The organism is Dysgonomonas sp. ZJ709 (genome assembly GCF_011039195.1).
In the GTDB taxonomy this organism is placed as follows: domain Bacteria; phylum Bacteroidota; class Bacteroidia; order Bacteroidales; family Dysgonomonadaceae; genus Dysgonomonas.
The window spans coordinates 466,132-487,883 of sequence record NZ_JAAKEM010000001.1 but is presented as its reverse complement, the minus strand read 5'-3'; the positions used below and the strand labels follow the sequence as shown (position 1 = coordinate 487,883).

The 21,752-nt window shown below is 35.1% G+C and carries 21 protein-coding genes; 11 read left to right on the top strand and 10 right to left on the bottom strand.

The genetic code is table 11. The features are described 5' to 3' along the window. Nucleotides 1-177 precede the first annotated feature (177 nt). From G7Y56_RS02180 to G7Y56_RS02155, 6 genes are all read left to right on the top strand, one after another. Entirely contained in the window at nucleotides 178-966 is a 789-nt protein-coding gene (locus G7Y56_RS02180) for a tetratricopeptide repeat protein (protein WP_165040662.1), read from the top strand. Nucleotides 967-1,277: 311 nt separating this feature from the next. Beyond that, a complete protein-coding gene (locus G7Y56_RS02175; protein WP_165040647.1) occupies nucleotides 1,278-1,865 on the top strand; it encodes a PspC domain-containing protein in 588 nt (195 codons plus the stop codon). A gap of 11 nt (nucleotides 1,866-1,876) precedes the next feature. Next, complete coding sequence (locus G7Y56_RS02170) at nucleotides 1,877-2,212, top strand: PadR family transcriptional regulator (protein WP_165020678.1); 336 nt, start codon at nucleotides 1,877-1,879, stop codon at nucleotides 2,210-2,212. A gap of 10 nt (nucleotides 2,213-2,222) precedes the next feature. Further along, complete coding sequence (locus tag G7Y56_RS02165) at nucleotides 2,223-3,728, top strand: PspC domain-containing protein (RefSeq protein ID WP_165040646.1); 1,506 nt, start codon at nucleotides 2,223-2,225, stop codon at nucleotides 3,726-3,728. 189 nt (nucleotides 3,729-3,917) lie between these two features. Next, entirely contained in the window at nucleotides 3,918-4,406 is a 489-nt protein-coding gene (locus tag G7Y56_RS02160; protein ID WP_165040645.1) for a hypothetical protein, read from the top strand. A 290-nt stretch (nucleotides 4,407-4,696) separates the two neighbouring features. Next, the gene (locus tag G7Y56_RS02155; RefSeq protein WP_165040644.1) at nucleotides 4,697-5,680 is read left to right on the top strand and encodes a tetratricopeptide repeat protein; all 984 of its coding nucleotides are present in this window, start codon (nucleotides 4,697-4,699) and stop codon (nucleotides 5,678-5,680) included. A 6-nt stretch (nucleotides 5,681-5,686) separates the two neighbouring features. Here the strand turns inward: G7Y56_RS02155 and G7Y56_RS02150 are convergent, their stop codons facing one another. The 6 genes from G7Y56_RS02150 to G7Y56_RS02125 all read right to left on the bottom strand — a co-directional run bounded on the left by G7Y56_RS02150 (nucleotide 5,687) and on the right by G7Y56_RS02125 (nucleotide 14,157). After that, nucleotides 5,687-6,253, bottom strand: a complete 567-nt coding sequence (locus tag G7Y56_RS02150; RefSeq protein WP_165020674.1) for a hypothetical protein — start codon at nucleotides 6,251-6,253, stop codon at nucleotides 5,687-5,689. A 127-nt stretch (nucleotides 6,254-6,380) separates the two neighbouring features. Further along, a complete protein-coding gene (locus G7Y56_RS02145) occupies nucleotides 6,381-6,962 on the bottom strand; it encodes a DUF1287 domain-containing protein (RefSeq protein WP_165040643.1) in 582 nt (193 codons plus the stop codon). Between the two features lie 139 nt (nucleotides 6,963-7,101). Next, nucleotides 7,102-8,715, bottom strand: a complete 1,614-nt coding sequence (locus tag G7Y56_RS02140; RefSeq protein WP_165040641.1) for a RagB/SusD family nutrient uptake outer membrane protein — start codon at nucleotides 8,713-8,715, stop codon at nucleotides 7,102-7,104. Between the two features lie 19 nt (nucleotides 8,716-8,734). Next, complete coding sequence (locus tag G7Y56_RS02135) at nucleotides 8,735-11,890, bottom strand: TonB-dependent receptor (RefSeq protein ID WP_165040639.1); 3,156 nt, start codon at nucleotides 11,888-11,890, stop codon at nucleotides 8,735-8,737. A gap of 511 nt (nucleotides 11,891-12,401) precedes the next feature. Beyond that, nucleotides 12,402-13,178, bottom strand: coding sequence for a hypothetical protein (locus G7Y56_RS02130; protein ID WP_165040638.1), 777 nt, complete (start codon nucleotides 13,176-13,178; stop codon nucleotides 12,402-12,404). A gap of 64 nt (nucleotides 13,179-13,242) precedes the next feature. Then, nucleotides 13,243-14,157: a LysR family transcriptional regulator gene (locus tag G7Y56_RS02125; protein WP_165040637.1), complete on the bottom strand. Its 915-nt coding sequence runs from the start codon at nucleotides 14,155-14,157 to the stop codon at nucleotides 13,243-13,245. A 145-nt stretch (nucleotides 14,158-14,302) separates the two neighbouring features. Here G7Y56_RS02125 and G7Y56_RS02120 point away from each other — a divergent pair, with 145 nt between their 5' ends. From G7Y56_RS02120 to G7Y56_RS02110, 3 genes are all read left to right on the top strand, one after another. Then, a complete protein-coding gene (locus G7Y56_RS02120; protein WP_165040636.1) occupies nucleotides 14,303-15,019 on the top strand; it encodes a pirin family protein in 717 nt (238 codons plus the stop codon). A gap of 309 nt (nucleotides 15,020-15,328) precedes the next feature. Next, entirely contained in the window at nucleotides 15,329-16,201 is an 873-nt protein-coding gene (locus tag G7Y56_RS02115) for an AraC family transcriptional regulator (protein WP_165040635.1), read from the top strand. 71 nt (nucleotides 16,202-16,272) lie between these two features. Beyond that, nucleotides 16,273-16,638: a DUF3868 domain-containing protein gene (locus tag G7Y56_RS02110; RefSeq protein WP_165040634.1), complete on the top strand. Its 366-nt coding sequence runs from the start codon at nucleotides 16,273-16,275 to the stop codon at nucleotides 16,636-16,638. A 183-nt stretch (nucleotides 16,639-16,821) separates the two neighbouring features. On the opposite strand, the gene G7Y56_RS02105 is transcribed toward G7Y56_RS02110, so the two are convergent. After that, a complete protein-coding gene (locus G7Y56_RS02105) occupies nucleotides 16,822-17,655 on the bottom strand; it encodes an MBL fold metallo-hydrolase (RefSeq protein ID WP_165040633.1) in 834 nt (277 codons plus the stop codon). 340 nt (nucleotides 17,656-17,995) lie between these two features. Between G7Y56_RS02105 and G7Y56_RS02100 the strand changes: the two genes are divergently transcribed. Beyond that, nucleotides 17,996-18,538, top strand: coding sequence for a DUF4924 family protein (locus G7Y56_RS02100; protein WP_165040632.1), 543 nt, complete (start codon nucleotides 17,996-17,998; stop codon nucleotides 18,536-18,538). Nucleotides 18,539-18,550: 12 nt separating this feature from the next. After that, a complete protein-coding gene (locus G7Y56_RS02095) occupies nucleotides 18,551-19,822 on the top strand; it encodes a peptidase U32 family protein (protein WP_185153969.1) in 1,272 nt (423 codons plus the stop codon). Nucleotides 19,823-19,906: 84 nt separating this feature from the next. Here G7Y56_RS02095 and G7Y56_RS02090 read toward each other — a convergent pair whose 3' ends face one another. The 3 genes from G7Y56_RS02090 to G7Y56_RS02080 all read right to left on the bottom strand — a co-directional run bounded on the left by G7Y56_RS02090 (nucleotide 19,907) and on the right by G7Y56_RS02080 (nucleotide 21,628). Further along, entirely contained in the window at nucleotides 19,907-20,410 is a 504-nt protein-coding gene (locus G7Y56_RS02090) for an outer membrane protein (RefSeq protein WP_165040631.1), read from the bottom strand. Between the two features lie 127 nt (nucleotides 20,411-20,537). Next, nucleotides 20,538-21,008, bottom strand: a complete 471-nt coding sequence (locus G7Y56_RS02085; protein WP_165040629.1) for a porin family protein — start codon at nucleotides 21,006-21,008, stop codon at nucleotides 20,538-20,540. A gap of 212 nt (nucleotides 21,009-21,220) precedes the next feature. After that, nucleotides 21,221-21,628: a DUF4332 domain-containing protein gene (locus tag G7Y56_RS02080; RefSeq protein WP_165040627.1), complete on the bottom strand. Its 408-nt coding sequence runs from the start codon at nucleotides 21,626-21,628 to the stop codon at nucleotides 21,221-21,223. Nucleotides 21,629-21,752: the final 124 nt, after the last annotated feature.

Sequence of the window (21,752 nt, the reverse complement as noted above, 5' to 3'; positions counted from 1 at the left end):
GTCGCTTCTTCTTTATAAATCAATAAACACACTCAATCATCATATTGTATGATAATTACTTCATATTCATTGATCACGGGTAATGATTAAAATTTAAAAATGGGTTTGAAAAATACAGAACAATCAATATTATGAATGAGTAATTTTAATACTTTTGTTCTAAACTGATAAATGAGTATGAAACAACTTTATATACTTCTATTTCCCCTCCTATTCACATCGTGTAATGTCGTAGACAGCATGGGAACTACCGGAATAATTATTTTATTCGCCATCTTAATGCTGGCAATGATAGGTATGTTTATGTATGTTGCAAAAAAGAAAAAACAGGCCGAACAGACTGCTACCGGATTTTCGCGCGATGTAAAAGCTATGATCGATAAGTTAGGCAATCCTAAAGATAAAATAAAAGCATTGGAGCAAACCATCGAGCGAATAAAGGCTGACGAAACGTACAAGAAAACTACAGCATGGCGTGACAGCCTCTTATCGAAAGTATATCAACACATGGCTGCGGTATATTTCACGATGAACGAAGAAGAAAAAGTAATAGAAACCTGCACCGAAATAATAGCTCTGGAACCCGAAAATATGATGAGTTACTACAACCGGGGATCGTTATATAGCAATCGGGGACAGTATGAGAAGGCTCTAAAAGATCTGACCGAAGCTATCAGCATAGATTCATCATACGCAAGCACCTACAATAATAGAGGATTGGTATACGACAAAATGGGGCAGCATCAAAAAGCCATTATAGATTTCGGTTATGCTATTGAGCTGGAAGAGTCTCCTATTGCCTATTTCAATAGAGCAAATACCTATATGGAACTTAATGATTACGAAAAAGCCATTATAGATTACAAAACTGTATTAGAGATAGACACAGAAGACTTAACAGATTTGAAAAGTGATATTGAAAAAGCTTTAAATTACGCGCAAGAAAAACTCCACGAGAAAGAATAGATAATAAAATATAAGTAAAAAAAGGCGGACTTTTGATGGAAATATTAGAAGTACGGCCTTTTTATTTCTAGATACGACACTTCTACCTCCTAAAATCTTGCCCTTAATAATAAGAAATCAACAAATAAAAGAGTCAAATCAGTTAATTAAAGTTAATTAACCAAAACCACATTATGCATAATCAACTATTAAACAGCGATATAACAAATCAGTATAAATAAAACGAGGCTACCATGTATTGCATAGTACTAATATTATTACATATATTTGCATAACAAATAACTGTGCATAAAATTATAATATGAAATATTATGAAAAAAGTAATAGAAGTCAGTATAGGAGGCATCAACTTTACAGTAGAAGATGATGCATATTTTCGTTTGAAAGATTATTTGAAACGCTTTGAGGCAACGATTCCCGATGCTGACGAAGCGCGTGAGGTGATGGAAGATGTAGAAGCACGTGTTGCCGAAATATTTCAGAATGAGATGAAGTATTCTAATCAGGTAGTAAATATGAAACTTGTAGAAACAGTAATAGATCATTTGGGTGTGATAGAAACTGAGTTTGATGAAGAAGCCAAAACAAGCACATCGGGCACAAGGTACAAGGCGGATAACGAAGGTTATCAAAAAGGAGAAAAACGTCTTTATCGAAATCCCGATGAAAAAATGATTGCTGGTGTATGTACAGGACTAGCAGCTTACTTTGACGTTGATGTAACAATTATAAGAATATTATTTGTAGCGATCTTCTTCCTATATGGAGCCGCACTAATAACTTATATTGTGATATGGATAGTAGCTCCTATAGCAAATACTGTTCCTCAAAAATTAGCTATGAGAGGTTTCGCCCCCACAGCCGAGAATATTAGAAGATATACATACGAACACAAATAAAACAAATACTCATGGAAACAATTAATGTAGACAATATAAAAGCGCAAATGCGCAAAGGTATTCTTGAGTATTGCATTTTAAGTATACTCTCGAAAGAAGATGCCTATGTATCGGCAATTATCAGCGAACTGAAAGATTCGGAAATGATCGTAGTAGAAGGAACGCTATATCCCTTGCTTACCCGACAAAAGAATCAGGGTTTATTAAGCTATCGCTGGGAAGAATCAACCCAAGGACCTCCCCGTAAGTATTACGCTATAACTGAAAAAGGACGTGCCGTGTTGAATGAACTCGACAATGTTTGGATAGATCTTGTGAAGGTAATAGACAATATCAGAAACAAATAAAAACAAGTATATGAAACCAACTATAAAAGTAAGCATCGGCGGCTTAGCTTTCAGTATCGAAGAGGATGCTTATCATATTTTGAAAACGTATCTGGAAGCTCTCAGAAAGCATTTTGATAAAAATCCGGAAGCTGAAGAAATTGTTGCCGATATAGAGGCGCGTCTGAGCGAACTATTAATCATGCGCATCAATAATACTGATGTTGCCGTTACACTAGAAGATGCCCAAGAGACAATAAAGATAATGGGCAATCCGAAAGATTTTGGAGATGAAGAAGCCGCAACAAACGATAATAGCAATCATTCAAAAGCGGAGGAGACAGGTACTTTCGATATCTTCAAGAAAAAATTATATCGTGATTCCGACCACCGTATTATAAGCGGAATATGTAGCGGATTAGGACATTATCTCAGAGTAGATCCGGCTGCAATACGCATAGCATTGATTGGTATAATATTAATACTAAACATATTCTCGTTCAAAGCCGCCGCTACAGTTGTATTGGCATACATTATTTTCACAATAATAATACCTAAAGCTAAAACTTTTGAGCAAAAGGTATCTATGACAGGAACTAATCCCTCGATAGAGAATATAGAAGATCGCGAATTATTTGCTACAAACAAGAAATACCGAGGAAGTATTTTTACTGACTTTATAAGGGTATTTTTCAATTTTATTTTTGGATTTGCTGCCGTAATAACAATTATAGGACTTATCGCCATTTCGGGAACACTCTTATGGCTATATTTCGATACGGAAATATTTAATGTGCGAAATTATTTAGCACTGATAGGTATGAATACTATCGATTTTAGAATCGCCATGGTATTGCTATTTATTCTCCCTCTTGTCGGCCTCTTCAACCTGTTTGTAAAAGGATTACGTCGATCTAGATTTACACGTACAACACTGGTTAGCTTCATTGTAGGATTGTGCTTCTGGTTCGGTGCTGCATTTTATATAGGAAATAAGGGCATCTCTTGGGCAAAGAATTACAGATATGAAGCTTCCTCTCTAGAGAATATTCCTCTGGCTACGAACTCTGATACCATATATATTAGAATAGCCGATGAATATAAAAATGCTACCCAGCAACCGAATACACCTAACCTGTATTTTAATAGGCTTAAAGGTAGAGATAGAGCTGTATTTATTCTACCCAGAGTACAAATCGAGCAAGACTCTTTATTAACGTCTTGCACGGTAGAAGTAGATAAAAAGGCTTTTAGCAGAACTTATGATGATGCACAGCAAAGAGCGAATAACTTGCGCCTAGACTACACAAGTAAAGACTCTTTATTCATCATTAGCCCTAAGTGGTATGATAATGACAATCCATGGGATAGGGAGATAATTTCGATCAAAATTAAAACCCCTGCTAATAAAACTATTATTGTGGAACAACCTCTAAGAGACTATTACAGGTTTAATTCAGATCGATTTCATCGCAATGGCTGTATAAATAACTGGGGATGGCGCCAAAATTTTGATTGGGACTGGGATTTCGATTGATCCAGTTTCTAATTACATCTAAAATGTATCGAATTTTCTATTGATAATAAATAAGTTCTTTCTTATTCGTCGGATAGTAGCCAAATAGGTTGCTATCCGATTAATTTTTATATTAATAACAAATTGAACTTTTATTACTTACATCTTATTTCTATCTTTGCAACCGCAAAATACAAAACAAATCACTTTATGAATACAAAATTACTGAGCAGACTTTTCATTTTAGTCTTTATTACTAGTTTTACACTTATTTCATGCGACAACGAAGATGACCCCAAAATTCCAATATCTACTGATATTGTGGGTGTGTGGACGTACAAAAGTACTCAACCAAACGTAAATGTAGGAGATAATGCCGATTTAGGAAAACAGATTGAAAACTTCATTAGCAGTTATAACGACAATAGCAAAGGGTCTACTTATAAATTCGCTGATAATGGAACCTACATTTTCTCTTCGAATGGCAATGAGCCAATAAATGGAACTTATAAACTCACTGTTAATAATGTTTTTGAATTGAACGATAACGTGAACAATAAACAGACTGCAATTATACAGGATAAAGGGACTAAAACTATTTACATCTCACTAGACCTGAAAAATGTTGTTGCCAAAGAATTAAATATTGATGCGAATAAAATTATATCTGCATCATTAATCGAGGTATTCCAAAAATAAAATATTCTCACCCACTATGTTGAGCCTGCAATTATGCAGGCTCTTTTTTGTGAATAAGCGAATATGCAAATAAATTTTTCTCGTGAATATGTAACAAGTTAACCTTTCTTTCGTTTTATATATAGGGGAGCTAATATAAATGCTTTCTCGAATACATAAACACTACTATGAAAAAATATCTGCCTGAGATAGGTAGATATTTTTGCTTTAATATGAAATAGATACAGCGCATAGTATATAAAGCTTTTTATATATCTTTGCAATAGGAACAAACTTAATTCTTTTAAAAAATGCTCACTAGCAACTCAAGAAGATATATAAAGAAAATAATACCGATGCTTTGCCTCTCATTTATAATGATAGCCGGTAATTCTTGTAAACTATTCGATAAAGATCTCGAACAGGACAAACATATTGCTGCTTTCCGCCATCAAATGCTTGTTACTCTTGACAGCCTGAAGAATCCAAATGATAGAATACTAAATTTTGAAGGGATTATAGAGCAAATAAATATGGATGAAGCTCTCATTACCCCTCGAAAGAAGACCATTCTGCTTAAAGAATGCTATTCATTTATCAGTAATGAGTATTGCAATATTGAGAACTACGATAAAGCGATCGAATACTGCAATATAAATATTGAATTGGATTCGACAGAAGCCAGCGGATATTTTAATCGTGGTGTAGCATATCAAGGCATTGGAAACGATAGTTTAGCATTGATTGATTATAACAAGGCGATAAATATTAATGGAAATTATACTGACGCTTATTATAATTGCGGAATCATTTACGAAGATTTACAAAAATATGACTTAGCTATTGACAATTACACTAAGGCTATAAAATTAAATCCTTCTTACATTGTCGATGTGTACATAAATAGAGGAAATGCATACGTCGAATTGAGTAACGATCAGAGTGCCATTGCCGATTACAATCAGGCAATACAGATAGATTCTATGGACGTTGTAGCCTATTGTAACAGAGGAAATACTTATACAAATATAGGTGAATACAAAAACGCAATTAATGATTATACAAAGGCGATAAATATAGATTCTTGTTTCGCCGGTGCGTACACAAAACGGGCATTTGCTTATGAATTACTTCGTGAATATGACAATGCCGTTGAAGACTATATGAAAGCACTAAGTCTGGATCCTGATAATTCTCAAGGAATCAATGAAATGGCAAAAGCCGGAATTGGCAGAACGAAAACAACCCGAAAAGTCATTAAGGAAATTCATTCAAAGAAACAAAAACAAGGCTGAAATAATTTATTTTAGCTTCTTAACCTTCCCTTTTCCATCTGCTTCGAAACGATATTCGTCGTAGTAAACGCGTCTATCTACAGATCCCGTACGCTTCTTTAGCGAAAATTTATGTTTTACTTTGTTTGGCTTATTGTGCAGAGTAATAGTATATGTTCCTATACCATCAACAGAAATATCATCTGCATCCAATATCTCCATAGCCTTATTTATATTGTTGGCAATCATTGAACAACAATTCATTACTGCAATCTTATGACCTTTGTATTTTTTTGAATTCTCTGTCGCATTATACGTTGTATCTTCTTTAGATGTACCATCCTTTAAATCAATGATGATAGCTTTTCTCTTTTTATTGTTTTGAGGGTCTACGTAAAAAACAATAGCTTTACCCTTTCCGATCGAAAAAGTATCATCATCTGTATCAGCTGCTCTAAAGTCAATCTCAATCACCTCCATATCCGGATTTATATATTCCATTATCATACTATCCAGATATTGAAGATTATCAGTTTCGGTAAAATCGACACCTTTCTCTTTATCAAAAGGCTTTTTAGTTTCCCCACAAGCCATAAATAGAAAAATAATGACAATAGTAATTGTTGGAATAATGCACTTCAAATATCTATACATAATCTTACGAAATTAATTGGAATACTCTAACTGATAAACGACAATGCCTAAAGTTAAATAATCTCTTTTATTTATATTGGTAATGACCTGTAATCTTAAAATTAAATATCATATCTTCAAGTACCTGTCCCCGACCAATATTATGAACAATAAGAGGACGTAGGCCATCCTTAGACTGACGATCTGTGACTATACCAATGTGCGTAATACCACCACCTAAATCCCATGCTACAATATCACCCGGCTTATAGTCGCTTCCTTTATCTGATATTGGCAGTACAATTCCAAAGCGTGAAAAATACATTTGCTGATTCAACACCCGTCTGTGATCAATATTCCGATCAGTCTTTTTCATACTCCATCTTGTAGGGTATTTACTGAAATTAGCTTTCATATCCTCATGCACTTTTTGTTGCAAATCAATTCCAAATTTTCGATAAGCACGAATAACCACATCTGTACAAACACCTTTACTAGCAGGTACATCACCATTCGGATAGGGGATACTATAATAAGCCGGATCATAAGTTACTTTATCTCTGGTGAGCTCTATAGCTGCGGCAGCCAGTCGTCTATAAAAATCTGATTCTTGCGCATAAGAAATAAAGGATATGCAAGATAAGAGTAGGATTATAATTAATTTCCTCATTGTTGTGTTTCTAAGGGATAAGTGTACACAAATATATTATTATTTAATCAATGTGCAAAAAGATATAAAATAACGAATATAGTAGCTACAAAAAAAGAGGAGCTTAAAGCTCCTCTTTCATTTATAGAAATAAAGAATATTAATTTAATGGTTCAGCCATTAGATTAGGATTTCTTTGTATTTCAGAGTTAGGATACGGTAACAAAAGATCTTTCTCGGTGAATGTTCTTCCTCTACCATTTCTAGCTCCAATTACATCCACAAACTGGAATGTAGCAGCAGTAGCACTAGCATCAAGCAAAGGATATTTTCTAGTACGAGTAACATCCATCCAAGTCTTATTTTCAAATATCAACTCACGCATTCTTTCTTTCCAAACTTCTTTTACAAAAGCATCCGGAGATAATGTTGCTAATTGAGCCTCTATATCAGATTGACTTTTAGATATAGATGCACGAGCTTGTATTGCTGCCAAGCGGCTAATAGCCAAAGCAGATACATTACCTGTAGCTAACGTGTTAGCTTCCGCATAAATCAAATACATTTCTGCTAATCTATATACAACTCTGTCTTTAGTATTTTTAGTATTTACAACAGCCGCAGTTTCTTCAAAAAAGAAGAATGGATATTTTTTAACACGGCCTTCTGACAACGGAATAACTTTTCCCGTCAAACGGTTTTTAAACTCAGTATGGAAATATTGACCATCTTGATAACGCAAGTCATCTGTCTTATCATATACATTCAAGAAAGTTGGAACCGGAGTTAAACAGTCATTTACAATATCATATTTAAGGCCAAATACTTTATGAGTCTCAGCAGGAAAACACCACGCACTATAAGGTCCCGCATCAGAAATATCACCATCAAACTCTATTTGATATAGATATTCGCTTTGAACATCTGAAGTTCTAAGAATATTATACACACTATTTTCCCCTTTATCTGTGCTTTCAATTAGAGCATAAGCAGGATCTTTTATTAGCTGATCAGCATATTCTGCCGCCTTCGCATACATAGATTTATCTTGTAGTGGATATCCCCCCATATTCAAAGACACATCTGCAAGAAGAGCCAAAACAGTACCTTTAGACACTCTCATACCATTAAGCGGAAATGCTGTATTAGCCAAACCTCCATCATTAAGCGCTTCCGTCAAATCTTTAATAATAAAATCATAGATTTTTCTTTCCGAAGAGCGATTAGGGTAGAAATTGTCATCAGCCAAAGATGTGTATTGAACATCGATTAAAGGAACTGGTCCAAAACGTTTAACCAAAAAGAAATAGTTCAATCCTCTAAAGAATTTAGCCTCAGCTAATAATCTGGAACGTTCAGCATCTGTCAATCCCGGACATGTTGGAAGATTTTTGATCGCATAATTTGCTCTTCTGGAAATCTCCACATATAGAGGCGACCAGTAACTAGTCAGATCACCATCATTTACATTAGAATCAACTTCTAGGTTCAAGGCATTTGTAATAAAAGTATTCATACCTGCGTATGATACATTCTCATACAATCCTGATAAATATCCGTCATACATAGCTCTCGACGCTGTATATGAACCAGCACCCCAAAAGCCGGAGAAACCTTGTCTGTATAGAGCATTCACAGCAGCACGACCATCGGCCGCAGAGGTGAACGGTTTAGTACCATCCTTCTGTGATCTCATTTCTTCTTCTAAGAAGTCATTACAGGAGCTAAATCCTAAAATTGCTAGCGCAATGACTGTATATAAAAATTTTCTCATAATATATTCCTTTTATTTTTTAGAAACTAAGATTTACACCCAATGAATATACTCTAGATGTAGGGTATTGGAAGAAAAATGTATTTTGTCCAAACTTATCTCCATAAGAAGTTGCTTCCGGATCATATCCTTTGAAATCGCTAGAACAGATTACGAATGCATTTTTCACACTTGCATTGATACGTAGAGAAGATAATCCTGTTTTCTTCAATGCACCCGGGCTAACAGTATAACCTAATTGAATTAAGTTACCTCTGATATATGAACCGTCAGCCACCCAATGAGAGTCACTTTGCGAGCTTTGTCCGGAAACTGCGGCATGGCGAATTCTCTGAATCATTGTATTTTGATTAGTTTCAGTCCAAGCGTCATATAGAGTTGTACTCAAAGTATTAGTAAGACCAGTTCTATCTTCAAGTGAATGGAAGAAATTTTGTCTAACATCAGCTCCTGATACAAATTGAAGATCAACTGTTAAGTCAAAATTCTTATAATAGAAATGGTTTATAAGGCTACCTGTTATTTCCGGCATACCTTTACCTAATATTTTCTTATCTGCAGAACGTTTCGCTTCACCTGCTACGAATGAAGGAGACTCACCATTTGCAGCTGCTCTTGCAGCTTCGGCAGCACCTTCTTCAGAGCTATATGTACCTAGACGCTCGTATCCCCAGAATGTACCTAACGATTCACCTACGCGAAGAATAATATTACCACTAAGGAAATCCGGTCCCATGAAAATATCTTCATTATTTGCACCTAATTTCTTAATTTCATTCTTATTGTAGTTCATATTGAATGTTGTTTCCCAACGAAAATCTTTAGACTCAATATTAGTACTATTAATCATCAAATCAATACCTTGATTGTCAACCTGACCAATATTATCCCAAACAACACCATAACCTGTAGTATAAGGGATCGGACGCTCTAGCAACAAATCTTTAGTTTGTTTGTAATAATATGATGCTTCTACATTAATTCTATTATTAAACAAACCGAAATCTACTCCGACATCAAATTGGTTAGTTCTCTCCCATTTCAAATCCGGATTAGGAAAACGCTCCAAGTAGTTATAAGGGCTTCTAACTCCGCCTAATAAAAGGGTACTGGAAATTAAAGGTGCTTGAGATCTATAAGTTTCTATTTCGGTATTACCAGTAGAACCATAACTTGCACGTAGTTTCAAATTAGATATCCACGATGCTTCTTTCATAAAGTCTTCTTCGGTAATGATCCAACCTAGTCCCAAAGAAGGGAATGTTGCATACTTATTGTTTCCTCCAAATCGGGAAGAACCATCGACACGCACTGTAGCTGTTGCTAAGTAACGATCTTTGAAAGCATAACTACCACGAGCGAAGTAAGAATGCATCGACCATCTGTTCCACCCTGATGTAGGTCCAGAAGGTTGAGTACCAGCTCCTAAATTGTTATATCCGAAGAAATCATCCGGGAAGTATCTAACATCTCCACTATTATTTGAATCTGTAGTATTTTGAGACCAAGCCATACCTAAAGTACCATTAATACGATGAACCTTATTAATAGTTTTTATATAAGTCAAATAGGTTTCTTCTTGCCAGAAAAGATGGTCTTCTCTATTAATGAAAGCTCTACCGCTTGAACCTGCCGACATGTTAATCAAATCAGTTCCTTGGTATAATTTAAATTGTCTGAAATTCGCATCAACCCCTATTTGAGTTCTTAGGTCTAAACCCGGAAGAATATGGAAAGTAGCTGCTAAGTTACCAAAAATCTTAGTTTTATAGCGATTTCTTTTTACTTCTGTCAACTCATGAACAGGGCTTGGCATAGCTTCCAGTCCAAGATTAGTACCGCTACTGTTAGAATATGTTCCGTCAGGGTACTTCACAGGGAAAATAGGAGGCATTTCAAGCATCGTACGACGAGCATCTTGTCCACCACCGAAGTCTTCAACTGAGTTACCCCAAACGTGGTTAATCATTAAGTTAGTATTAAATGACAACCATTTGTTCACGTCTGTATCGTAAGTCAATTTAGCATTCAATCGTTTCGCATAGTTATTAATCAACTGACCTTGTTGATCTGTAAAATTGAAGAATGCTCCTAGAGATGACTTATCGCCTTGACTTTGAATATTTACCTGATGGCTATGAGAAAACGCATCGCGTGTAGCCTCTCTTTGCCAGTTAGTATCATACAAAGGATTACCATTAGAATCGAAAAGATCTTTATTAGATGTATCTGGAACTTGAGCTGTTTTTGATGAATCAAAATACGGTATATTTTGTCTACCAATACGTTGAACCTCCATAAACTCTGCCGAATTCAAGACATCAATCTCTTTAAACAAAGTAGAAACTGTCAACCAACCCGCATATGAAACAACTGTTCCTTTTTTACCGGTTGTACCTCTTTTAGTAGTAACAAGGATAACCCCATTAGCACCACGGGCACCATAAATAGCTGTAGCAGATGCATCTTTCAGCACCTCCATACGCTCAATATCATTTGGATTTAAGAATTGAATATCGGCCATTTGAACCCCATCAACTACATACAAAGGACTTGTGTCTGTGTTAATAGAGTTTACACCACGAATCAATACACGAGGACCATTATCACCAAGTGGATTACCTGTTGTATTAAAAATAGCTACCCCTGCGACACGACCTTTCAGCCCCTCTAATGCATTATTAGCAGGAAGTTGCAACAATTGCTCACCCGTAGCCACACCAATAGATCCTACAACATCCGACTTACGTTGAACACCGTATCCTACTACTACGATATCATCCAACATTTGACTATCTTCCTTAAGAACAATAGTTACATTGGTTTGATTAGCAACATTAACCTCTTGAGACAAGTAGCTAATGTAAGAAAATTGCAGCACCGAATTACCAGCTGGTACTTGCAATGTAAATTTACCGTCAAGATCAGTGATAGTACCAACAGTAGTACCTTTCACTCTGACGCTTACCCCATAAAGAGGCTCTCCGATTTCATCAGACACTGTACCAACAACAGTTTTGGTCTGTTGCTGCATGTCTTCATAAACGCCCATTTCCGATTTCGCATAGATACTTGGAGATGCAGCAACACTACAGCTACCTACAGCCAGCATGGCTATAAGACACTTAGAATGAATACTTTTTCTCCTCACCAAAGATGAAAATGCATTTCTCATAGATGTTTGAGTTTAGTTAAAATATTAAAAAACACTGTGTATTTCATTGACCATATTCTAATATATGTCAACAAATCCTGTCACAAAGATAAAATAAAATTCATCATATGTTCATACATTCCTCTAAAAATCATACCTTTTAGCAGATGTTGTACAACACACATTAACATTTGATCAAACAAAAGATGCGACTAAAAACAATAGACATACAAAGCTGAAAAGAAAAGCATACAACAACCCACGCCCAATATGTAAATAATTTAATATATGCATATTAAGTAGAATCAAGGACAGAAATAGCAAGATACAAATTAAGATACAGAAATCTAGATGAGCCAAAATACCTCAATTTAACTTATGTTAATTTAACTATAAATAATACTTTGAGACCAAGGTAAGAGGACATAAGTAGAAATAACATTTTAGAATAAAACCCAAAACGTTATTTTACATATAATAGCAAATAAACAAAACAATTGTAAAAAATTAGCCAGTAAAGTAAATAGAAAGATTATTTGGCATAAAAAACCGGTGATATAACCGGACGTGTTTCCCACTTACCATTAAAAGGATTCAACTCGCGAACCACACCTGCCTCGACTCCAAATTTCTCTGTTATTTTAAACTCAACAGTGCCACTATAATAAGACTGCGGATACATGCCCACCACAGGAGAACCTGTATTATTGCGCTGCCCAAAAGCAGAATACTGACCATAGACATTGACACGAAAATGATCATTTAAAAGAAATTTCATATTCCCTCCCACACCGATATCATTGTAATGTGCACCATATACATTATATTTAGATACATAAGGTCCGCCCGACATCTGCAGCCAAGAAGTCGGTTGATACCCAAATCGGGCGTTCATAACTCTTATTGCGCCCAATGTGGGGTAAGTATCCTGAGTGGAAAGCGTAGTTAAAAAGGCTTGATCGGAAAGCCGATAAAAAGCGGAATAGCTATAATCGTTTGCAAATAAATTATGGACATTTATTGCATTGGGAAAGATTGTAGAAAAAGGATCATAAAACATTGGAGGCAAACTAAAATCGATCGGCTCCGAATTATTTTTTCGCAAAGGTTGATAATCGGGAACGTATGCGGCAGGGGGTTCTTTTAATAATGAAGCATCGTCCGTCCGCAAATAATTATCTATTCGCTCGTTTCTCAATTCAATGTTATTGTTTTTATCAAATAAAGGAATGCTATCCTTTACTGTTTCAATCTGACCATAAGAGTTAGCTGAAATAACGATTAACAACAAGAATAATAGCTTTTTCATAATACAAACCTTTACTATATGAACTCTAAAATTAACTATTTATTATCAGAATCTAAGATATAACTCATACAAATTCATTCAGAGTATCAGTTTTTAAAGCTAGCAAATTTTTCATTTCGTCAATTCGGGAAGCCTCTACACGCAAAGGGTTATAAGCCAGAAATAATGTATTCGTAGTTGAAACAATACCTCTCCACAATATCTTCATATTGCTATCACCAGTACACTTATCAATAAATAAATCGGACACCACACTAATCCCGTTACCTAAGCTTACCGCCTTCAAAATTATATTAATATCAGGAATTACATAATGAGGTTTTATCAAAGGTCTTTTATTAAAGTTTTCCCGCCAAAAACGACGAATAAGAGACAACTCATTGTCATAAGTAATCCAAGCTTGAGCTATCAGCCATTTTTCAGCCTCAACCAGATTATTATCACTTATGTAGTTATCAAAAACATGACTATCAAAAGAATTATCTGCAACAATCATAAAAGATTCATTCATAATCGGAAGATAATAAACATCAGGCTTTTCTATTTGTTGGGTAGCTATCACAAAATCCAACTCTTGCTTAACCAAGCAATCAATCAAGTCCTTGGTTAATGCAAACTCCACATTCAAATTAGACTTACACTCTCCTAGCCTATCAACTAAGTAATTATTGAAAAACTCGATCGGACTACCCAAACGAATAGTACTATTTCGCTTCAAAGCCGATTTTCGGAATTCAGTTTCTACCTTTTCCAAATTTTCTACCGATTCTACAATTTGCGTGTAGAGCAATTTACCATATTCCGTAGGTACTAATCTACGAGGTAACCTACCAAACAGTTTATGTCCGACATGATTCTCCAAGGCTGCAAGCTGAACACTCACATTGGGCTGGGATATAAGAAGTTCATGCGAAGCTTTTGTCAGATTACCAGCTTGATAAATTGCCTTAAATGTTCTATACCATTCAAAATTAACCATATTACAAAGATACAAATTATCTATTCATATATTAATACATATCTATTAATTTTACTATTTTACAAATAGATATTATATCCTTATCTTTGTAAAGCAGAAAAGAAATCTATCTGCATTTTAAACAATTACAAGAAAGGGTAAATATATGAAAACAGTATTATACAAAGCATCGACAAGAGGACATGCTTATCATGGTTGGCTAGACACATACCATACATTCAGCTTTGCTAATTATTATGATCCGTCGCGCATCCACTTTGGAGCACTAAGAGTTATAAATGACGACATAGTGGAAGGTGGTAAAGGCTTTGGAACACATCCCCATGATAATATGGAGATAATAACAATACCTCTATACGGGGATTTGGAACACAAAGATAGTATGGGACATACGGAAGTAATCCATTCAGGAGAGGTACAGGTGATGAGTGCCGGTTCGGGTATCACACATAGTGAATACAATGCAAATCGTGACAAACCGGTCAATCTTTTCCAAATATGGGTATTTCCTAATAAAAAAGACGTGGAGCCTAGATATGGACAGAAAGCATTCGACTTCATACATAACAAAAATGAACTGACTCTAGTCGTTTCTCCAAACGGAGATAGTGAAAGTTTATGGATACATCAGGATGCATGGTTCAGTTTAGGAACTTTCGACAAAGAGTACAGCTTTGATTACCAACCTAAGAAAAAAGGTAATGGAGTATACGCAATGGTTGTCGAAGGAGAGTTTACTATTGGCGACCAAAAGCTACACCACCGCGATGGAATAGGAATATGGGAAACTGATACGATTAAAATAACTGCTAACACTGAAAATGCTCGTATTCTATTAATGGATATACCTATGGAATTCTAATATAGAAAACCTAATTTAGGAAAAGCCCTGGATCTCTCCAGGGCTTTTCTTTTTCTCTTAAAAATCTATTTACAAACAACATACATAGCAACAAGAATGAAACATAAATAATATTTTTTTCAAATAGTTTAAGAAATATCACACGAACAAATCCCTTCCTAAATTGGTTAACATACCTCACAAACTATATTATTTTAACTAAAACAGCAATCATAAATACCATATTTCTACAATATGATACCAGATGACCACTGTTTAATTATCGAAAACTTTAATACTATATATTTGCAATCTCAAAGAGACACCAAAATGCTATATTGTAAAAATACAGTTTCATTCAAGGACGAAGACGTTGTTGACCCATTGGAAAACGACTTTAGGGTATATAAGGATTCTAAGCATATGCCTATCACCCCATTTCCTTCTTATGCACGCTTTGGTCTGGTTGGTTTATGCCTGACCGGAAGTGTAAAAATTAGTATACATAATGATGAATATCTCTTAAACAAAAACCAACTAATAGTTATTCTTCCCGGCCAACTTGTGTCTGCAAAAGAAATCAGCTCCGATTTCTCAATAGACTACTTCACTATGTCACATTCTCTATTCAATGATGTACTTAGTGGCATTTGCAGATTCTCAGCTAGTTTCTTTTTGTATATGAGATCAAAAAGTCATTATAAATTAATAGGAAAAGAGGTTGATAACTTCACCAATTATTATCGCTGGATATACAGCAAATCGAATTCTCAACATCTATTTCGTAGAGAATACATTATAAACCTTCTTCGCCTTCTATATCTGGATCTTTATAATAATTACAAAAACACAGTTTCGTCAAAAAGTTCAGGTCTGGATGCCCGAAAAGAAGAGTTAGCCTATAATTTTTTCCTACTGATACTAGAGTATTACAAGGAAAATAGAGATGTCGCTTTCTATGCAGATAAATTATGCATCACACCCAAATATCTATCAACAGTAGTTAAAACCATTAGTGGCAAATCGGCTAAAGAATGGATTTTGGAATATATAATACTGGAGATAAAAGATTTATTAAAGTGCTCAACTTTAAATATTCAAGAAATTGCGACAAAAACACATTTTGCGAATCAATCGTCTCTAGGGCGCTTTTTCCGAAAACATACAGGCATGTCTCTTTCTCAATATCGGATGAACAAATAGAATCGAATATACTATATATAGTAAAGTAAGGAAAATAGGATTGTTTACATCGTTATAAAAACCAGAAAAATATGAATCAATTGATTAATGTTGAAGAATCTAAAAAGAAGAAAAAAGGAAACTCTCTCCAAATCGATCTGGATATCAACATTCCATACATTCCAATTGGAGAAAACGAATCTATAATGCTCATACCAACACTAACTGAGGGGAAGCACAAGCAAGAATTGCCGTACATACTTATAAACGGGAGTGAGCGGCACAAAGGATATAAGAAACTAGTAAGATCGTTGGGCGAAGAGGCTATACATTCAGGATATAAATTATATAAAGCTTTCGATGCAGAAAAAGATTTAAATCACAGCCACTCCTATTCCGTTCAAGTGGAATATGAAGATTGGATGAGTGATGCTGAAGTAAATTTTACAAAATTTTAATCATTCTGTTTTCAGGTAAAAGCTATAAAACCAGTTCAAGTTCAGTTTTGTAAATTTGAAGCGTAGTTTTGTAAAATCCGAATCCTGTGAGCCGTGAGGTCCGCAGGATTTGTTTCTTAGAAATTCCTATCACTAATAATGATACAAGAATACGGGATACAAACAATAAGAGATTTTTATTGACTACGAATAGTGCAAATCAGTTGCTTTATAATTATCATTTATTTTCTTCACTTTACTTTTTACCACACGTGCATCATGGTAATAAATCAGCATATAATTATTACTTTCAGCTTCTTCCAGAAAACGTTGTTTTTCAGCCAAGGAGGTTAATGCACATAGATCATAAGCAGATATCCATTCCAGCGACACATGTGCAGAGGTAGGTATTAAATCCCCAGGAAAGACTATAACACCATCTTTACCCTCTATATAGACAACCAATTGCCCGACACTATGTCCATCAAAAAGGCGAAGTCGGAAACCATCATATAACATTGTATCCTCGTCTATCAAATGAAGTAGACCGGCTTCCTGAATCGGAAGAATATTATCAGCAAAAATAGCGTCTTGCTCTAAACGATTGGGAGATAATATATTTCTCCACTGCTGCCCGCTCAACCAATAGTTAGCATTAGGAAAAGAGGGTATGACATCTCCATTTACATCTTTAAGTGTTGCATAACCACAGTGATCGAAATGCAAGTGAGTAAGCACCACATCCGTAATATCGTTCGAATGATAACCATGAGAATCTAAAGCATCCGCAATATTGAGCAGATCATATGGCTGGTAATAATTAGCTTGACTAAGATGCTTATCTCCCATCCCCAAATCAATCAATACTTTCCTTTTCCCATCCGAAGATACAGCTAGTACACAACGCATAGCTAATGAACACAGATTATCGTCTGTACACACATACTTACGAGACCATGCACGCTTAGGGATAGCCCCAAACATTGCACCGCCATCTGCCATAAAGTATCCGCTTTCTATTGTTGTAACGTTAAACATGAGATTAAAGATATAAAAAAAGAAGAGACGATTATCAACAACCATCTCTTCCTAACCTAAAACTAATACTAAAACTAACTTTAACACACTAATTATGAAAACAGGTTGGATAAAACCAATAATTATTAACCAAACAATCATCTAAACACACTATGAAAAAATACACCTGTTTTCTCTTGCTCTTATTATAAAAACAAAGATTCAATAACTTTGTTCACAACAAATTGAATATATTATCACTATAAGTGCATAGACAAAGTCTATATAAGCAAATAGATCATTCACACAAACCATATTCTCATTTTTATTCTTTACTTTTGTAACCTTAAATTTCACTGAAATGCTTATAGCTAAAAAACTTAAACAAGACAATATTGCAGAATACTTACTCTATATGTGGCAAGTAGAGGATTTGATACGTGCCTATGAACTAGATATAGATAAAATTGACGATGCAATAATAGCACAATACACACAGTCAGATGAAATTAAAGCCGAAACCAAAGAATGGTATGAAAGTCTTATCGACATGATGCGCAGGGAAGGTATTACCGAATCGGGACATCTGGTAATTAACAAGAATGTAATACTCGACCTTACCGATCTGCACTTGCAACTACTAAAATCATCTAAAGAATCCGACTATACGGCAACTTACTATAAGACCCTATCCTTTATAGTGGAGTTACGTTCCAAATCGCCGGACAAAAACATTCCCGAACTAGAAACTTGTTTCTCTGCTCTGTATGGCTTTCTATTGATGAAACTACAGAAGAAAGAAGTATCGGGCGAAACTCAAGCCGCTATTTCGCAGATCAGCTCATTCTTACGACTACTCTCTATCAAATATAAAGAAGACCGTGAAAACGGTTTAGAATTATAAAACAAAAAATAAATGAAAAATATATCCGACTATGAAATTATGGCTCCTGTGGGGTCATACGATTCATTAGCTGCTGCAATACAAGGTGGCGCAAATTCTATATACTTCGGTATAGAAGGGCTAAATATGCGTGCCAAATCGTCAAATAACTTTACTGTCGAAGATTTAAAAAATATCGTTTCTATCTGCAAAAAGAATAACCTGAAAAGTTATCTTACAGTAAATACGATCATTTATGACAATGACATCACATTGATGCATAAAATAGTGGATGCAGCTAAAGAGGCTGAATTATCGGCTATCATTGCTTCCGATGTAGCTGTAATGATGTATGCCCGCAGCATAGGAGTGGAAGTACATCTGTCTACTCAATTAAATATAACGAATACGGATTCTCTCAAATTCTATGCGCAATTTGCCGATGTAGCAGTACTTGCTCGCGAATTGAATCTCGATCAGGTGGCAGCAATCTATAATGACATTGTCGAGCAAAACATAACGGGACCCAGTGGAGAGCTTATTCGCATCGAAATGTTCAGCCATGGCGCACTCTGTATGGCTGTTTCGGGCAAATGCTATCTGAGCTTACACGAAAAAGATCTTTCGGCCAACCGCGGAGCATGTAACCAATTGTGCCGGAGAAGCTATATTGTGAAAGATAAAGAAAGCGATATAGAACTCGAAATCGACAACGAATACATCATGTCTCCCAAAGACTTGAAAACAATCCACTTCATGAATAAGATGATGGATGCAGGTGTACGTGTATTCAAAATAGAAGGGCGCGCACGCGGACCTGAGTATGTGCGTACAGTTGTAGAATGTTATAGGGAAGCTATCAAAGCACATTGTGAAGGAACATTCTCGGAAGAAAAAGTAGAAGAATGGAACGGACGCTTAGCGACAGTTTTCAATCGTGGATTTTGGGATGGCTATTATCTTGGTCAACGCCTTGGCGAATGGTCGAGCAATTATGGATCGGGTGCAACCAAGCGCAAAATATATATCGGAAAAGGCATTAAATACTTTTCTAACATTGGTGTTGCCGAATTTTTGATGGAAACTCAATCGCTGAAAACAGGTGATGAAATTCTAATAACAGGACCTACTACAGGAGCTGTAAACCACATTGTAGATGAAATACGTGTCGACCTGAAATCTGTGGATGAAACTGTAAAAGGTGAGAAGTTTTCAATAAAAATAGCTGACAAAATACGCCCGGGAGATAAGCTGTTCAAGGTAATTGTAGTAAAGAAAAAGAAACGCTTTATAGACAAAGACTAAAAGCAGATGATATATTGAAATAAACAGAAAAAAGGCAATTCACTATGAATTGCCTTTTCCTATTTTATGAACTATATTCTTTTATTAGAATCTGAATCCGTATCCAAGCATTATTGTTGCAAAATCCCAATCATTGAATGTATATTTAAACTCAGCATTTAAAAAGTTCTTAGGGCTTAGGCTATACTCAGCACCTGCTCCTAAGTTAAATCCAAAATCAGTACTTGAACTAGATGGAATTTCTACTGTCTGACCAGAGATTTCTCCAATTTTTTGAGAAGATCTGTGATTATTTATCATTGCAAAACCTGCAAGTGGATATACAGTAAAACCATCTTTCAACGGAAATAAATAATGCGCATTAAGGTTTATGTCCATTCCCATAACTTTATCTTTCGGGAAGAAGAAAGTTACATCCGGAGCGATACGAACGTTTTCCATAATAGAGTAACGACCCTCTACTCCAACGCCGAATCTTTTAGCTTCTGTTTGATATCCTGCTTTAACTAAAGCTGAAGTAAAACCTGTTTGAGCGTTTGCGCTAAACGAAAAAGCTACAAGAGCTACTAATAGTAATAATTTTTTCATCATGTTGTTTTATGTAAAATTTATAATTCTTTGCAAAAATACATTAAAATTAATACATAAGCAATACCATCAAATAGAAAAGGCAGTTCATAACGAACTGCCTTTTCTAAAGAAACAATGTAACTCATTAGAATCTAAAACCGTACCCTAGCATTATAACGCCAAAATCATGGTCAGTAAATGTATATTTAAAATCTAAATTTAAAAAGTTCTTAGGACTTATGCTATACTCTGCACCTGCGCCTAAATTAAATCCAAAATCAGTATTCGAATTTGAATTGCCATCATTTGAGTAACGATTGTTTATCATTGCAAAACCAGCTAGTGGATATATCGAAAAACCGTCTTGCAAAGGCAATACATAATGAGCATTAACGTTTACGTCTAATCCCATAGTGTGATTTTTAGGAAAAAAGAATGTCACTTCCGGAGCGATACGAACATTTTCCATAATAGAGTAACGACCTTCTACTCCAACACCAAATCTTTTAGCATCTGTTTGATATCCCGCTTTAACTAAAGCTGAATTAAAACCTGTTTGGGCATACACACTAAACGAAAAAGCTACAAGAGCTACTAATAGTAATAATTTTTTCATGTTATTTTATATAAATTTTAATAAATTGAAAGCTTAATTAAAAATTAAACAACCTAATTATAAAAAGGTTCAATCTCTCACATGACATTCTGACTGTAAAATAGGCTATTAATCTATTTTCCAGCTTGTTTAATAACTATTACATTTTTAAATCCAAATTAATTTATATCAATATATATAGAAGTCACTTTCTATCGCCAAAAAACGACATATCAATATGTCAACTTGGCTTCCAGCCCTTTTGCCAATTCAATCATGTCATGCAATTCTTTCACAGAAGGCACACGACCTGTTAATTTTTTCGATGCGTTTACTTCTTCCAACTTAGAATGTAAATTCTCTGCTACACGATGCTTAAATTCTTTAACTGTATCTATACCAGCAGCTTCAAGCAATTCCGAAAACTGACCTGCAACACCTTTGATACGAAATAAATCGGCGTGGTTAGCCCATTTCAATATAAGAGATTCACTAATGCCTGTTTTTTCGGCTAAATCTGAACGACCTTTCTTTGTCGCCCCTTTATCTAAAAGATCATTTGTGGTTGTTACACCTACTGCTTTGAGCTTCTCACCATATACGGCCCCAACTCCTTCTATCTGTTCTATCGGATATGACATAACTCTAGTTATTTAGTAATTAATACTTTGTATTATATAATATATACAATAAATTTATAACAGATATTATTAAGAATAAGTTTTGATATTAGCCATACTTTTCTTCCATCGTCACTTATTTTAA

Coding starts and splice junctions, on each gene's coding strand:
- G7Y56_RS02090 (WP_165040631.1), bottom strand. CDS start 20,410: ATGAAAAAATTATTACTATTAGTAGCTCTTGTAGCTTTTTCGTTTAGC.
- G7Y56_RS02105 (WP_165040633.1), bottom strand. CDS start 17,655: ATGTTTAACGTTACAACAATAGAAAGCGGATACTTTATGGCAGATGGC.
- G7Y56_RS02115 (WP_165040635.1), top strand. CDS start 15,329: ATGCTATATTGTAAAAATACAGTTTCATTCAAGGACGAAGACGTTGTT.
- G7Y56_RS02100 (WP_165040632.1), top strand. CDS start 17,996: ATGCTTATAGCTAAAAAACTTAAACAAGACAATATTGCAGAATACTTA.
- G7Y56_RS02080 (WP_165040627.1), bottom strand. CDS start 21,628: ATGTCATATCCGATAGAACAGATAGAAGGAGTTGGGGCCGTATATGGT.
- G7Y56_RS02145 (WP_165040643.1), bottom strand. CDS start 6,962: ATGAGGAAATTAATTATAATCCTACTCTTATCTTGCATATCCTTTATT.
- G7Y56_RS02095 (WP_185153969.1), top strand. CDS start 18,551: ATGAAAAATATATCCGACTATGAAATTATGGCTCCTGTGGGGTCATAC.
- G7Y56_RS02085 (WP_165040629.1), bottom strand. CDS start 21,008: ATGAAAAAATTATTACTATTAGTAGCTCTTGTAGCTTTTTCGTTTAGT.
- G7Y56_RS02175 (WP_165040647.1), top strand. CDS start 1,278: ATGAAAAAAGTAATAGAAGTCAGTATAGGAGGCATCAACTTTACAGTA.
- G7Y56_RS02110 (WP_165040634.1), top strand. CDS start 16,273: ATGAATCAATTGATTAATGTTGAAGAATCTAAAAAGAAGAAAAAAGGA.
- G7Y56_RS02150 (WP_165020674.1), bottom strand. CDS start 6,253: ATGGCTTGTGGGGAAACTAAAAAGCCTTTTGATAAAGAGAAAGGTGTC.
- G7Y56_RS02160 (WP_165040645.1), top strand. CDS start 3,918: ATGAATACAAAATTACTGAGCAGACTTTTCATTTTAGTCTTTATTACT.
- G7Y56_RS02165 (WP_165040646.1), top strand. CDS start 2,223: ATGAAACCAACTATAAAAGTAAGCATCGGCGGCTTAGCTTTCAGTATC.
- G7Y56_RS02140 (WP_165040641.1), bottom strand. CDS start 8,715: ATGAGAAAATTTTTATATACAGTCATTGCGCTAGCAATTTTAGGATTT.
- G7Y56_RS02135 (WP_165040639.1), bottom strand. CDS start 11,890: ATGAGAAATGCATTTTCATCTTTGGTGAGGAGAAAAAGTATTCATTCT.
- G7Y56_RS02130 (WP_165040638.1), bottom strand. CDS start 13,178: ATGAAAAAGCTATTATTCTTGTTGTTAATCGTTATTTCAGCTAACTCT.
- G7Y56_RS02125 (WP_165040637.1), bottom strand. CDS start 14,157: ATGGTTAATTTTGAATGGTATAGAACATTTAAGGCAATTTATCAAGCT.
- G7Y56_RS02170 (WP_165020678.1), top strand. CDS start 1,877: ATGGAAACAATTAATGTAGACAATATAAAAGCGCAAATGCGCAAAGGT.
- G7Y56_RS02180 (WP_165040662.1), top strand. CDS start 178: ATGAAACAACTTTATATACTTCTATTTCCCCTCCTATTCACATCGTGT.
- G7Y56_RS02120 (WP_165040636.1), top strand. CDS start 14,303: ATGAAAACAGTATTATACAAAGCATCGACAAGAGGACATGCTTATCAT.
- G7Y56_RS02155 (WP_165040644.1), top strand. CDS start 4,697: ATGCTCACTAGCAACTCAAGAAGATATATAAAGAAAATAATACCGATG.